The organism is Erythrobacter sp. JB2-19 (assembly GCF_057365005.1).
Genome location: NZ_CP200290.1, coordinates 2,891,636 through 2,904,880, shown reverse-complemented (window position 1 = coordinate 2,904,880; position 13,245 = coordinate 2,891,636). Strand labels below are relative to the sequence as shown.

The window sequence follows — 13,245 nt, the reverse complement described above, 5'->3', positions numbered from 1 at the left end:
CGCGGATTAATTCTCCAGAGCAAACGTCAGGTCAGCATGCTCTTCGAGCCGCTTGACCAGATCCTCGCCCATGAAGGAACCCGGCGTGCCAATGCCGCCTTCGGCCTGGCAACTGAGCAGGCCAATCGCGGTTTCTGCGATCATCCGACTGGTCGAGCCGTAACCTGGATCATATTTGCCTTTGACGCCGTAATGCAGGCTCTCACCATCCGGCATATCAGCCACAAACAGCACGTCGTAAAATCCGTTCTCACGCTCTTCCTTGCTTGGCCCTTCGCCCGGCTTGGGCGGTTTGGCGCCAAAGGGGTTTTTCATCATCTCAGCGGCGGCATTAGCCATTTTTTTGCCCGCTTCGCCTGGGCTGGTCAGCACCATCTCATCATAGACGAAATCCTCGCCATACGGGTAGCCGAGCAGGAAATTGGTGCGGTGCACGTTCTTGGTGTTGATTGCGGCCATCACAAACGGGGCGGCCCATTTGTCGAGGTCTTTCTCATAGGTCGGGACCATGCCAGAGGGCTGACTTGGCCCTTCGAACCCTGGGGTGAGGCCGAAAGAGCTGCGCAGCACATTGATGAGCTTGGGGTTCTTGGCCACTGCCTTCATCGTTTCGGTCATGCTGGCCACGGTGCCGCCTGACGCGCCGCCCGCCATCGCACGCACGCGGCCGCGAACTCTCGGAGCTGGCTTGCCAAAGCGCTTCGCCGCTTCTTTCTGAGCCATCAACACGCCGAGGTCGAAGGGGATGGAATCGAACCCGCTGGAGAAGCAGATGCGCGCACCGCTGGCCTTGGCGGCATCGCCGAACTGGTCGATCTTTTCACGCATCCAGGTCGGCTCGCCGCACAGATCGGTGTAATCAGTGCCGGTTTTGACACAGGCCTCGACCAGACTGTCACCGTAAAGCTGGTACGGTCCGACCGTGGTCAGCACGACCTTGGTTCGCTCGCACATAGCCTCAAGGCTGGCCATGTCATCGGCATCAGCCACCACCAATGGCGTGCTCGCTGGCGCACCGATTTCATCGCGAACCGCCTCCAGCTTTTCCAGGCTGCGTCCGGCCATTGCCCAGCTGGGCGCATCATCGCGGCTTTCATAATGATTGCTCAGATACTCAGCAACGAGCCGCCCGGTGAACCCGGTGGCGCCATAGATGATGATGTCGAATTCGGTCTTAGCCATACGAAAACTCTCCTCTTGCGCAGACTTGATGCGCGTGCGGAGCGGGAGAGTCAAAGCCGTTACGGCAGGCGAGGTTCCTAAGTGAGGTCGGAGAGGGGAACGCGCGGCACCACGCCGGTCTGGCTGGAGATCGCCAGCAAAGTACCGTCTTCGCTAAAATGCTGCGCTTGGCCCTGAGCCACGCCGCGATCAAAGGCGGACATCTGTGTTATGGACAATACCCATCCCGGCGGCGCCGACTGTATGAAACGGAAGGTTGCGTCCAAGCTCGATCCGCCATGCGCGCGCGGGTGCGCACCTAGGAAAAAGTCCGAGATTACCGCCAGCAAGCCAGCATCGTTGGCAAAGCCCGCTTTGGACCGCGACCACACCGCCTCAATCCCGCGCTCATTGTCTTCAAGCGCGGTGCGCCGTTCTAGCTGGCCGGGCAAATTGTCGTCAAAGCCATTGGCGTCCTTCGGCTTCTCCGGGCAGTTATCTGGCGGAGGGACATCGGGCATTTTCGCAAACAGCACTTGCTCGCTCGGCTCGCGCGCGCCGACTGCTGCGGTGACCATTTGGATCACTCGCCCGTTTAAGAGGACATCCGCCTGCCATTGGCCAATGCTGCGCCCACCGCCCACTTGCTCGCAGCGGATGGTGAGTTCCTCTGCGCCTTGGCTCGGGATACGAAACTGGATGGTCGCCCACAGCAGGGACTGCTGGCTAGCTAGCTCCAATGCGTCAACCGCCGCCCCCAGGCACGCGCCGCCCATGATATGCGGATTGCCGGGTGGGCCGACGGTGGCGGGCCTGGTGATCGGGAGAATATACTCGTCCTCGCGCCCACTCTCAGATGGCACGACCCGCCAGAATGGAAATTTGGCGATGGTCATGGGTGCAGTATCCTTTTCTAGTGGCTCGCTATCGCTCGCGTCTCACCACCCTGCTTCCTCCACCCTTCCACCCGGATAGTGTTCCCGGCAGGCTCCGGGTGGAAGGGTGGAGGGAGCGGGCGGCCAGGAACCAGGCCTACAACCTTGGCAAGGTCACACCGCGTTGGCCCATATATTTGCCCGCGCGGTCCCTATAGCTCGTCTCGCAGCGTTCATTGCCCTTCAGGAACAGGAACTGGCACGCGCCCTCATTGGCGTAAATCTTGGCCGGCAGCGGCGTGGTGTTGGAAAATTCCAGCGTCACATGCCCCTCCCAGCCCGGCTCCAAAGGGGTGACATTCACAATGATGCCGCAGCGCGCATAGGTGCTCTTGCCGAGGCAGATTACCAGCACGTCTTCGGGCACGCGGAAATATTCGACTGTGCGCGCCAATGCGAAGGAATTGGGCGGGATGATGCAGACATCGGTCTTGCGGTCGACCAAGCTGCCCGCGTCAAAGCTCTTGGGGTCAACTGTGGCCGAATTCACATTGGTGAAGATCTTGAACTCATCCGCGACCCGCGCGTCATAGCCATAGGAAGAGAGGCCATAAGAAATGACGCCCTCGCGCCGCTGAGCCTCAACAAAGGGCTCAATCATGCCCTCGTCTTGCGCCTTGGATCTAATCCACTTGTCTGAAAGAATCGCCATGCGCGATTGATTCCCGAACCAGCGCGCCGGGGCAAGCGCGGCTAAGGTTTTAGGTGTGGGTGTCTTGCGGACTTAGGTGCGAATTACGACATGCCTAAATGTGGGAATCGACCGTTGCACCTAGATATAGGAAACTACGAAAGGCAACCAGCTACGAGCTGAAATTGCTAATGACTAGAGTCGCTCAAGGAAGCTTGGTGAGACCGTATCAACGAGCCAGACATTGTTGCTCGAAACGCGAAACACAAGGCCGGAAGCTTCCATTTCGGCCGCAGCGATACGGAGAATTATTGGCGAACCCCGACGGCTTCCCACTCCAGTCGCTGTTTCTATGTCGGGGGACAGATGAACATGGTGCCGTGCCATCGGTTTGAGGCCTTCGGCCAAGATCGAATCTAGGAACCGCTCGACGGTTCCGTGGTAAAGGAATTCAGGCGGCGATTTTATAGGCCAATCCAAATTGACGTCGATGGAATGACCTTGCCTTGCACGAATGTTTGTGCCGTCTGCCGAAAACTCAAACCGTTGTTTGTCATTGTCTGCGACCACCCGCTCTAGCAGTGCTAGGTCTATATTTTTCTTGGCCAGTGACGACCGCACGTCTTGGACGCTGGCCCAGCCTGCCCTATCCAAGACTAGTCCACCTGCGCTTGGTTTATGGCGCAGCCAATATGACAGCAACTTTGAGGCTTCTTTAGACATACAGTATCGCTAGATGGCTGAAGGTTCTAAGTCCATGAGGGGTTGCTTCGCGCTTCGATCTATTGATGCTTTACCGAAAAACCAAATGCCCCACCTCACTTAATCACCTTCGCGCCCAGCGCCGGATTAAGCCCGGTTACATGGTTCAGCCATTTCTTCGGCCGTCTCAGCATGTTGTCGGGGTAGTTCACTTTTAGCCCGGCGATCTGCGCCATTGCGCCGACAAAGTGGATGCAATTGCGCGTATCGAGATCGTAATATTTGCCCGGCGCATTGCGCCATCTGCTCACCTCGGCCTTCACCCGCTCATATTGCGCATCGGTTAGCCGTACGCTGAAGTGGCGGTTGGTTTTCTTGAGGTATTTCGGTTTCTCCACGCTGATGTCGTGCACCACCGGCCCGTTCAAAATCGCGGGCGATACCTTCTTCGCGGTGAAGCCATAATTCTCGTTCACCACTTTGCCCGATCCCAGCGTCCCCTCCAGCACGATGAAGGTATGGGGATAGCGCCCAAACAGCACCGATCCGTTGAAGCTGTGAAAATGCATGGTCACCGCCGCAAAGGCGGGCCCGCTCCAAATCAGAGCGAGCAGAGTGACGATGAGGGTGGCGATCCGTTTCATGGGCGGCGTGATAAATCGAAGCTCGCTCAATTCGCAAGGGTTGGCGCAGCGGGCTGCCCCAAAAGGCTGGCATTGCCGCCCGCCGCCGTTGTGTCTGTGCAACTGACGCGTTCGGTTGCGAAGCGCGCGAGGTAATGCGGGCCGCCCGCCTTTGGTCCGGTGCCCGACAGGCCCTCGCCGCCGAATGGCTGGCTTTCCACCACTGCGCCGATCTGATTGCGATTGACGTAGAAATTGCCGACCTGCGCGGTAGCTTGCACGCGCTTACGGGTGTTCTCTATCCTGCTGTGAAGACCCAAAGTCAGGCCAAATCCAGTGGCGTTGATATCGGCGACGACTTGGTCAAGCTCGCTCGCCGCGAAGCGGGCAACATGCAGGACAGGGCCGAAATTCTCACGCTTCAGATCCAGGATAGAGTCGATTTCGATGATTGTAGGCGCGACGAAGCAACCATGCTCTGTGCCGATGGGCAGTTCACCGCGCCAGACGGTGCCGCCCAGCTGCTCTCGCCGGGCCACATGGCGTTCCAGTGCGGCTTGAGCATCGGGATCAATCACCGGGCCAACGTCAGTTGAGAGCTGGCGCGGATCACCAATGCTCAGCGCATCGAAACCGCCGCGGATCATGGCCAGCATTTCATCCGCAACATCTTCTTGTAAATAGAGTACGCGCAGCGCGGAGCAGCGCTGGCCCGCGCTTTGAAATGCGCTGGCCAGAACGTCGCGCACGACTTGCTCTGGCAAGGCGGAGGAATCGACGATCATCGCGTTTTGCCCGCCAGTTTCCGCAATCAGGGTGGCGATCGGGCCGTCGCGGCCCGCCAGTGCCAGATTGATGGCGCGCGCGGTCTCTGTGGAGCCGGTGAAGGCCACCCCGGCAATGCGCGGGTCAGAGGTGATCATTTGCCCGACATCGCCGGCCCCTGGCAGCAATTGCAGAGCCTCTGCCGGGATGCCCGCCTCATGGCACAATTTCACGGCCAGCGCCGCGATCAACGGGGTCTGCTCAGCAGGCTTGGCAATCACAGCATTGCCGGCGGCCAGCGCGGCGGATGCCATGCCGATGAAGATGGCGAGCGGGAAGTTCCACGGGCTGATCGTGGCGAACACACCGCGTCCATGCAGCGATAGCAGGTTTTCTTCGCCAGTGGGGCCGGGCAGCACGGTCGGTTCGGCGAATTGGCGGCGCGCCTCGCACGCGTAATAGCGCAGGAAATCGACCGCTTCGCGCAGCTCCAGAACCGCATCGGGCAGGGTTTTACCCGCCTCGCGTTGGCATAGGGATAGGAATTCGGCCGAATGCGCCTCGAACAGATTGGCAGCCTCATCGAGCAGCGCGGCCCGGCTTTCCCCGCCCAGCGCATCCCAGCCCGGCTGGATCGCGAGCGCACTGGTGATTGCATAATCGACTTCCTCTGCCGTCGCGTCGCGGCGCGTGCCCACCTGGCTGCCCAGATCATACGGCATGGTGATCGGCGCGATCTCGCCCGGCTCTTCACTGACAAAGGTGGGGCTGGCGTTCCATTGCTGCTGAGCCAGCTCGCCAAGGCGAACCTCCAGCGGGCCGCGCGCCAGGGGGTCTGACAGGTCGATCCCGGCGCTGTTTGTTCGGCCCTCAAAAATGTCGGCAGGCAGGGGAATGTTGGGATTGCGAAAGGGTGAGCATCCGGCCAGCTGCGCAACCGGGTCCCCGGCCAGATCAGCGGCGGGGATATCGGCATCGCCCATCCGGTTTACGAAACTGGTGTTGGCGCCGTTTTCGAGCAGGCGGCGCACGAGATATGCGAGCAGTTCCTTGTGCCCGCCAACCGGTGCATAAATGCGCACCGGCGTACGGTTGTTACCCTCCAGAGCGGCCAGCGCATCATACACCTCCTCGCCCATGCCGTGCAGGCGCTGGAATTCATATGATTTGCCTGCGGCCAGGCTTTTGACCGCCGCGATGGTGTAGGCGTTGTGAGTGGCAAAGGCGGGGCGGATCACATCGGCGTGCTCAAACAATCGCGCTGCGCAGGCGAGGTAGCTGACATCGGTGGCAAGCTTGCGCGTGAACACCGGATAATCGCTGAGGCCGCCGACCTGGGCGAGCTTGATCTCGCTGTCCCAATAGGCACCTTTGACAAGGCGAACGAACAGCTTGCGGCCATGGCGGCGCGCTAGCTTGGCGGCCCAATCGCACAGCGGCAGCCCGCGTTTTTGATAGGCCTGCAGGGCGAGGCCAAACCCCTCCCAGCGCGATCCATCGGCGCGCACGAACAGGCTGTCATCGGCCATCAGTTCTTCGATAATGTCGAGCGAGAGTTCGAGGCGTTCGGCTTCCTCCGCATCTATGGTGAAATGGATGTCGGCATCGCGCGCCTTTTCGGCCAGCGCGCGAACGATTGGCACCAGGTCGGTGCGGGCCTGATCCGCATGCAAAAAGTCATACTTTGGATGCAGGGCCGACAGTTTCACCGATATTCCCGGCGAGGGTCCGATCCCTCCCTTGGCCTCTTTTGCAAGCCTTTCGACCGCGCCTTCATACGCCTCGCGATAGCGCGCGGCATCGGCAAAGGTCATTGCCGCTTCGCCCAGCATGTCGAAACTGTGCGTGAGACCCTTGGCGCGTTCCGGCTTGGCTCGGTCCAGTGCCTCGTCGATGTCCCGGCCAAAGACGAATTGCCCGCCGAGGATTTTCATCGCCTGTAAGGTCGCCTTGCGCACCACAGGCTCGCCGAGTCTGTTAACCGCGCGTTTCAGGCTGGACCCCATGCCGCGCTGATGCGCCTCTGGCGGGTCGATCACCTCGCCGGTCAGCATCAGAGAGAATGTCGCCGCGTTGACGAAGGTGGAGGAGCTTTCGCCCAAATGCTCCGACCAATCTACGCGCGCGATCTTGTCCTTGATCAGTGCATCGGCGGTGCTCGCATCGGGTACGCGCAGCAGTGCCTCTGCCATGCACATCAGGGCGATGCCCTCCTCTGTGTCGAGCCCGAACTGCTGCAAGAAAGCGTCGATCCCGCTGGCCTTTTTCGTGCGCGCGCCCTCGATCAATTGGGTCGCCAGTTCAGCCGAGGCCTGATGCAGGCGCGAGGCGGGGGCGGCCTGCTCAATGCGCTCTGCAATGCAGGCGTTTTCCTCCGCGCGATAGGCGCGGCGCAGATCAGATCGGTCGAGCGGTTGAAGGTTCGTCACAGCTTGCGATTCGCACTTATATGATTGCACTGATCCGGTGATCTGAACCTGGATGGATCGCCGCGCAAGCCCTTGCGACACACGCCAATACTGGCGTCGCTGGGCGTGGGGTTAGAGCGGCCCGATCAAACGGCCTGCGACCGCATCCAGACGGGCAACCAATTCCGGATCATGCTCATCAGGCGCGGTGATCACTGCATCATCTAAAGCGGTATCAATTGGTGAGGGTTTGCGCCCATCAGGCAGCGCATTGATCAAACGCACGATCATTTCGCGCGCCAGATCGCCATTAGCCTGCATCTGGGTGACAACTTGCGCCACGTCGACCTCATCGCCCTCACGCCAGCAATCATAGTCGGTGACCATGCCGATCAGCGCATAGGGCAGCTCTGCTTCGCGGGCGAGTTTTGCCTCTGGCATGGCGGTCATTCCGATCACATCGGCGCCCCATTCGCGGTACATCCTGCTTTCCGCGCGGGTGGAGAACTGCGGTCCTTCCATCGCCAGATAGGTTGCCCCAGCGGTGACCTTGCCCTTCGCCTCGGTGATCGCATCGACGGCCATTTGCGACAGCCGGCCGCACACCGGATCGGCCATGGAGACATGGGTCACAAAGCCCGAGCCGTAATAGGTTGAGGGGCGCCCTTTGGTCTGATCGATGAACTGATCGACCACGACGAAATGGCCCGGAGGCAGCTCCTCTCGTAGGGATCCCACCGCCGAAATGGCCAGAATGTCGGTGCAGCCCGCGCGTTTTAGCGCATCCACATTGGCCCGCGAATTCACCTCGCTTGGGGTAATTGGATGGCCCCTGCCATGACGCGGCAGGAATCGCACCCGAACATCGCCGATCCGCCCGCACAGAATCTCGTCCGATGGCTCGCCCCAAGGGGTCTCCACCGCGATCCATTGCTGCTCTTTCAGCCCTTCGATATTGTAGAGACCCGAGCCTCCGATAATCCCGATTGTCCATGGGCCGGCCATGCGTTTCATCCTTTAAAAATTGCGCGAAAGAGCGTGTCCGATGCGGGCGGAACCGCCAAGAAAGCGTTAAGTCAGATCGAAGGGTTCGGGCAAGGCTTTGCGAACGGCTTTGCCCGCCTGAGCAAACGGGCCGGCAATCGATGGTCGCGCCTGCATCCGTTCAAAATGCGCTGCGAAGCGAGGCCATTTATTCAGCGGGGTTTCAGCGACGAGCGAAACCTGCATCAGGCAACAGGCGACCGAAATATCCGCAATCGACAGCGCGTTACCAGCAAAAAACTCATTGTCGCCCAGTGCGCTCTCCAGATATTCGAACACTGGCGGCAGTTTTGTCGCCCATGTCTCGCGCGCGGTCTCCAGATCAGGCGCCTCGCCTTTGGTGATCGAAAAGAAGATTGGGCGAAAGATGCCGAGACCCCCGGCGGGAGCCAGCATGGTGTCGGCGTATTCTTCGAAAAACAGCGCCCGCCCGCGGGCAAATGGCTCGGCAGGGTAGAGCGCAGGGTTGGGATGCTTCGCCTCGATATAGCCGCAGATTGCAGAGGAATCGGCAATGGTGCCGTCTGTTCCCTCAGCCGCGACCGCGCGGTCGCGCAGCACGGGAATGCGCTTCATTGGCGAAATGTCTTTGAACCATTGTGGAGGATCGAACACGTTGACTGGTTCGACATCAAAGCCAGCGCCCTTTTCAAGGCAGACACTGGCAACTTTGCGTACGAATGGAGAGATGGGGCTGCCATAGATGACAAGGTCGTTTGGGGCGTCGGACATATCGTCTTCCTTTTCCGGGCCGGTGCCAGATTTTCGGTTGCACTCCGCAATTGATCGTGGTCGCTGGAGATCGCAAGCATTATCGTGTGAGCCTGCAAATGCGATTGAACTTTGCTGGCCAAAGGTCCACGTTGATTGCCAACACAAATCCAGAAAAGATTCGAGAGAGGCATTTCCATGGTCACCCAGTACAAAAATCTCATCAATGGCGAGATGATTTCCACCACCGACGTGCTCGACGTGGTCAATCCGGCCAATGAAGAAGTCATCGGCCAGGTGCCGGTCTGCGGTCAGGCGGAGCTGGACCAAGCGGTCGCCGCAGCCCGCGCAGCATTTAAGACCTGGAAGAAAACCCCGCTGGAAGAACGCCGCGCGGCGATTATGGCGATTTCCGGCGCGATCAAGGAAAATGCCGACGAGCTGTTCCGTTTGCTGACTAGCGAGCAGGGCAAGCCGCATGAGCAAGCCAAAGGCGAAATTTATGGGGCCGCCGCTATGTCCGCGGCACAATCGACCCTCGAGCTGGAAGATGAGATCAACGAAGACAGCGATGCCCGCCTGAGCCGTACGCGCCGCGTCCCGGTCGGCGTGGTCGGCGGCATTGTGCCGTGGAACTTTCCGGTCATGATGGCGATCCAGAAGATCGTACCAGCGATGCTTTCTGGCTGCACGATTGTGCTCAAGACTTCGCCTTTCACACCGCTGGCAACATTGCGCATTGCAGAGCTGATCGCGGACAAAGTGCCGGCAGGCGTCGTCAACATTATCACCGGCAATGATGATCTTGGCCCGATGATCACGTCGCATCCAGATATCGACAAGGTAACCTTCACTGGTTCAACCGCGACGGGCAAGAAGATCATGGAAGGCGCAAGTGCCGACCTGAAACGCATCACGCTGGAGCTGGGCGGCAATGATGCCTCCATCGTCATGCCGGATGCCGATCCCAAGAAGGTGGCGGAGCAATTATTCTGGTCCAGTTTCCAGAATGCTGGCCAGGTCTGCATCGCGGCCAAGCGCATATATATCCATGAAGATATCTATGACGAGCTGTCCGCTGCGATCGCCGAATATGCGAGCCAGGTGAAGGTGGGCGATGGCGCTCAGCAAGGTACCGGCGTTGGACCGATCCAGAACAAGAAGCAGTTTGACCGCGTGGTTGAGTTGATAGAGGACGCCAAGGACAACGGCTATAAATTCCTGGTCGGCGGTGACACTGATCCATCAGGCTCTGGCTATTACGTGCCGATCACCATTCTCGACAATCCGCCGGAAGATGCGCGGATCGTGGCCGAGGAGCAATTTGGCCCGGTTATGCCGCTGATGAAATTCTCCTCCGAAGAAGAAGTGATCCAGCGTGCCAACAATTCGGAATATGGCCTGGCAGGTGCGGTTTGGACGGCCGATGCAGACAAAGGCGTTGAGATTGCAGAACAGCTGGAAACCGGCACCGTGTGGGTCAACGAGTTCATGCATTTGTCACCCTTCGCTCCGTTTGGCGGGCACAAGCAATCAGGCTTTGGCGCGGAATATGGCAAGGAAGGCCTGAAGGAATTTACATATCCGCAAGTAATTACTGTAAAGAAAGACAATGTTCCGGCATAATCCCGGTATGTGAATGTTATTGATCAGGAGGGGTCGCACAATCATGGCGCTCAAATTTTCTAAGTCGCGCGGCATAATGCTGGCAGCGGTGGCTGCTGTTGCTGGACTGGGCGCAGCGATGCCTTTGCAGGCGCAGTTTAATGTCGGCAATGTCGTCAAATCAGCCAAGAAGGTCGCGGAGGCGGCGAGCTTCTCTGATGAGGAAATCGTCGTTTTCTTCAGTCAAATGTCCGAGGAAATGGATAGCCAGAACCCGGTTGCCACCTTGGATGATCCCTATGGTCAGCGGCTGGCTGCCCTTACCGAGGGGCTAGACAGCTACGACGGGCTCGATCTCGACATTAAGGCCTATCTTGTGAAGGACGTGAACGCCTTTGCCATGGGTGATGGAACGGTGCGTGTCTTCGCTGGCCTGATGGACAAGTTTGAAGATGATGAGCTGCGCTGTGTGATCGGTCATGAGATCGGCCACGTTAAGCTGGAGCATGGCAAAAAGCGTATGAAGCGCTCTTTGCAACAAGATGCAGCGCTTAGCGTAGCCGGTACAGCGAGCAGTGATGTTCGCCGGCTGGCCAATTCAGAGCTGGGCAAGATGTTTGGCGATGTTGTCACCGCACAGCATTCGCAAAAGGCCGAGCGTAAATCAGACGATTATGCGATCGAATTTATGCGCGCCAATAATTATGATGCGCAGGCCTGCATCACAGCGATGGAGAAACTGGGTGAACTGAGCTCTGGCGGCGGAATTGATCTGCTGAAGACGCACCCCAGCCCGCAATCCCGCGCGAAGCGGATGCGTAAACAGTTGAGCTAGGACAGCGCTACCAAGCTCATCCAAGCTTTTACGATTTAAGCAGCGGCCGCTCAGGAAACTGGGTGGCCGTTTGCTTTTGTGCAGGGAGAGTTGGGCAGGCGCGGCGCCAATGCAAACCAACCAAGCGCGCGGTTTTCCTACTCGTAGCGGTGTCGATAGGACGCTGGAGGCTCTTTGAAACGTCTATCACCAGGTGTGACCGTCTATTTTTAAACGGCAAAGGCACGGTTTGCGCCGATTCGCTCAAAAGTCACACATTGCATCGCGCGAACTGCTCTAAAGCTCTGAAAACGTGTGCCTCTCTGCCAAAGGTCACACTTTTGAAAACGCGAACTGTGTTCCAAACACCGACCAAACTCTGATCTATGGAAGGCGCAGCAGTGCTTGGCCCAAGCGGCTCTGTCTGGAGCGGACGTGCCTGCCTAAGAATGTGCGCTATTCACCCGCTGGTTTGCGCAGTAGATCGAGGCCCACGGCCCAGCGGTTCTGGAAACCGCGCCAATGCTCTGGCTCGTCCGGTCCGGCAAACTTGCCATTGAGCTGTTCGCCAAAGCTGGTTTCCCAGCTGCTGTCGTTGGAGTTCGGCGCTGGCACGTCGAGATAGCTCGCCTTGTCCGCATCGCCCTTCAAATGCAGGTCGAGGAAAGCGGCGACGAAATGCTGGTTGATGCCGTTGATGCGGTCTTGCCGCCACACCGGTTCGGCCAGGAACTCCGCGACGCGAAACGGCGCATCATCCGGAACGGTGAAGTCATTGCCGACGGTATTATGGCGGGCCTCGCGGTAGACCAGCATATGCCGAGCGGTCCCGGTCAATTGGTCGAAAATCCAGCTAATGCCGTCTGCGTAGTTGGAAACGTCATCTTCGCTGCCAGCGACCATCAGCACCGGCGCACTGATCTGGCTTAGCGTCTCATCGCTCCATACACGGTTGTCCGGTTGTCCGCCCCATGGGGCAAAGGCCACGACGGCATCCACCCCAGCATCCTCACTCGCCGCTTCGCGCAGTTGCGCCAGCGCATCCTCGGGCACTTGGGCAAAGGTCTCGCTGTCATAGTCATAGTCGCCGCCCGCTGTTGCCAGCGCCCCATAACCACCCATGGAGTAGCCAATGACCGCGATGTGCTCTGGGTCAATCGCACTGTATACGCCTGTCTGACCAGAGGCGCTGCGCGAGACCAGTTCGCCGAGCACTTGGCGCTGATCGAGAGAGCGATCGACCAGGACCTTGGTAAAGGAATAGAGGAAGTCGGTTACGCCCTCGATCCGCATATCGCCGTGATCAATGGAGGCAACGACATAGCCGCGCGAGGCGATGTGTTCCGCCAGATTGCTGAACTGCGTGCTCCAGCCGTTAAAGCCGTGGCTCATAACAACCAGGGGAAATTGCTGGTCTGAGAGCGGCTCCGCGCCTGCAAAAGCTCGTCCGGTGTACTCCAGCGATACCGGCTCCATCGCTGGCGGCATCATGGTGTGCTCGTAAGTGATCGGTTCTGCGCCAGAAGCCGCACTGGCCGGATAGAACATGCGTACCTTGAGTTCGCGCACGTGCTCTTCGACCTGTCCGCTCGCCAGACCCAACTTGGTGAAGGTCAGCCGACCGGGCAGGCTGAACACCGTCTCCTCGGTACCGACTTGATACTCGCCATAGCGCCCCAGCTTCGGAGTCTCGCCATCCATACCCTCATGTACGGTCGGACTAGCGACATAGGCCGCGGTGCCTGCACCAATTCCGAGCAGGGCGAGGGCGCTCAGCGCTACGTATCGTTTCTTCATTGCGGTCGTGGTCTTTCCCATTGCGATGAGCGAAGAGCTTGCGGTCGGC

The 13,245-nt window shown here is 59.1% G+C and carries 11 protein-coding genes; 2 read left to right on the top strand and 9 right to left on the bottom strand.

Annotated elements, in window-relative coordinates:
* Positions 1-6 precede the first annotated feature (6 nt).
* The 8 genes from AC0V6O_RS13865 to AC0V6O_RS13830 all read right to left on the bottom strand — a co-directional run bounded on the left by AC0V6O_RS13865 (position 7) and on the right by AC0V6O_RS13830 (position 9,001).
* Complete coding sequence (locus AC0V6O_RS13865) at positions 7-1,182, bottom strand: saccharopine dehydrogenase family protein (protein ID WP_486144907.1); 1,176 nt, start codon at positions 1,180-1,182, stop codon at positions 7-9.
* A 77-nt stretch (positions 1,183-1,259) separates the two neighbouring features.
* Positions 1,260-2,057 carry a thioesterase family protein gene (locus AC0V6O_RS13860; protein ID WP_486144905.1) on the bottom strand — a complete coding sequence of 266 codons (798 nt, stop codon included), beginning with the start codon at positions 2,055-2,057 and terminating at the stop codon, positions 1,260-1,262.
* Between the two features lie 136 nt (positions 2,058-2,193).
* A complete protein-coding gene (gene dcd, locus AC0V6O_RS13855; protein ID WP_486144903.1) occupies positions 2,194-2,748 on the bottom strand; it encodes a dCTP deaminase in 555 nt (184 codons plus the stop codon).
* A 174-nt stretch (positions 2,749-2,922) separates the two neighbouring features.
* Positions 2,923-3,450 (bottom strand): RNA 2'-phosphotransferase, encoded by a 528-nt coding sequence (locus AC0V6O_RS13850; protein WP_486144902.1) that lies wholly within the window; start codon positions 3,448-3,450, stop codon positions 2,923-2,925.
* 95 nt (positions 3,451-3,545) lie between these two features.
* Complete coding sequence (locus tag AC0V6O_RS13845) at positions 3,546-4,073, bottom strand: hypothetical protein (RefSeq protein ID WP_486144901.1); 528 nt, start codon at positions 4,071-4,073, stop codon at positions 3,546-3,548.
* Positions 4,074-4,099: 26 nt separating this feature from the next.
* Complete coding sequence (gene putA, locus AC0V6O_RS13840) at positions 4,100-7,246, bottom strand: bifunctional proline dehydrogenase/L-glutamate gamma-semialdehyde dehydrogenase PutA (protein ID WP_486144900.1); 3,147 nt, start codon at positions 7,244-7,246, stop codon at positions 4,100-4,102.
* 111 nt (positions 7,247-7,357) lie between these two features.
* The gene (mtnP, locus tag AC0V6O_RS13835; RefSeq protein WP_486145639.1) at positions 7,358-8,230 is read right to left on the bottom strand and encodes an S-methyl-5'-thioadenosine phosphorylase; all 873 of its coding nucleotides are present in this window, start codon (positions 8,228-8,230) and stop codon (positions 7,358-7,360) included.
* Positions 8,231-8,296: 66 nt separating this feature from the next.
* Positions 8,297-9,001, bottom strand: coding sequence for a glutathione S-transferase family protein (locus AC0V6O_RS13830; protein ID WP_486144899.1), 705 nt, complete (start codon positions 8,999-9,001; stop codon positions 8,297-8,299).
* Positions 9,002-9,178: 177 nt separating this feature from the next.
* Between AC0V6O_RS13830 and AC0V6O_RS13825 the strand changes: the two genes are divergently transcribed.
* Together AC0V6O_RS13825 and AC0V6O_RS13820 are read left to right on the top strand one after the other, a co-directional pair.
* Positions 9,179-10,606, top strand: a complete 1,428-nt coding sequence (locus AC0V6O_RS13825) for an aldehyde dehydrogenase family protein (RefSeq protein WP_486144898.1) — start codon at positions 9,179-9,181, stop codon at positions 10,604-10,606.
* Between the two features lie 43 nt (positions 10,607-10,649).
* Positions 10,650-11,420: a M48 family metallopeptidase gene (locus AC0V6O_RS13820; RefSeq protein WP_486144897.1), complete on the top strand. Its 771-nt coding sequence runs from the start codon at positions 10,650-10,652 to the stop codon at positions 11,418-11,420.
* Between the two features lie 435 nt (positions 11,421-11,855).
* Here the strand turns inward: AC0V6O_RS13820 and AC0V6O_RS13815 are convergent, their stop codons facing one another.
* Entirely contained in the window at positions 11,856-13,196 is a 1,341-nt protein-coding gene (locus tag AC0V6O_RS13815) for an alpha/beta hydrolase family protein (RefSeq protein ID WP_486144895.1), read from the bottom strand.
* Positions 13,197-13,245 lie beyond the last annotated feature (49 nt).

Excerpts from the sequence above, each read along its gene's own strand:
- AC0V6O_RS13865 (WP_486144907.1), bottom strand. The coding sequence starts at position 1,182 with ATGGCTAAGACCGAATTCGACATCATCATCTATGGCGCCACCGGGTTC.
- AC0V6O_RS13860 (WP_486144905.1), bottom strand. The coding sequence starts at position 2,057 with ATGACCATCGCCAAATTTCCATTCTGGCGGGTCGTGCCATCTGAGAGT.
- dcd (WP_486144903.1), bottom strand. The coding sequence starts at position 2,748 with ATGGCGATTCTTTCAGACAAGTGGATTAGATCCAAGGCGCAAGACGAG.
- AC0V6O_RS13850 (WP_486144902.1), bottom strand. The coding sequence starts at position 3,450 with ATGTCTAAAGAAGCCTCAAAGTTGCTGTCATATTGGCTGCGCCATAAA.
- AC0V6O_RS13845 (WP_486144901.1), bottom strand. The coding sequence starts at position 4,073 with ATGAAACGGATCGCCACCCTCATCGTCACTCTGCTCGCTCTGATTTGG.
- mtnP (WP_486145639.1), bottom strand. The coding sequence starts at position 8,230 with ATGGCCGGCCCATGGACAATCGGGATTATCGGAGGCTCGGGTCTCTAC.
- AC0V6O_RS13830 (WP_486144899.1), bottom strand. The coding sequence starts at position 9,001 with ATGTCCGACGCCCCAAACGACCTTGTCATCTATGGCAGCCCCATCTCT.
- AC0V6O_RS13825 (WP_486144898.1), top strand. The coding sequence starts at position 9,179 with ATGGTCACCCAGTACAAAAATCTCATCAATGGCGAGATGATTTCCACC.
- AC0V6O_RS13820 (WP_486144897.1), top strand. The coding sequence starts at position 10,650 with ATGGCGCTCAAATTTTCTAAGTCGCGCGGCATAATGCTGGCAGCGGTG.
- AC0V6O_RS13815 (WP_486144895.1), bottom strand. The coding sequence starts at position 13,196 with ATGAAGAAACGATACGTAGCGCTGAGCGCCCTCGCCCTGCTCGGAATT.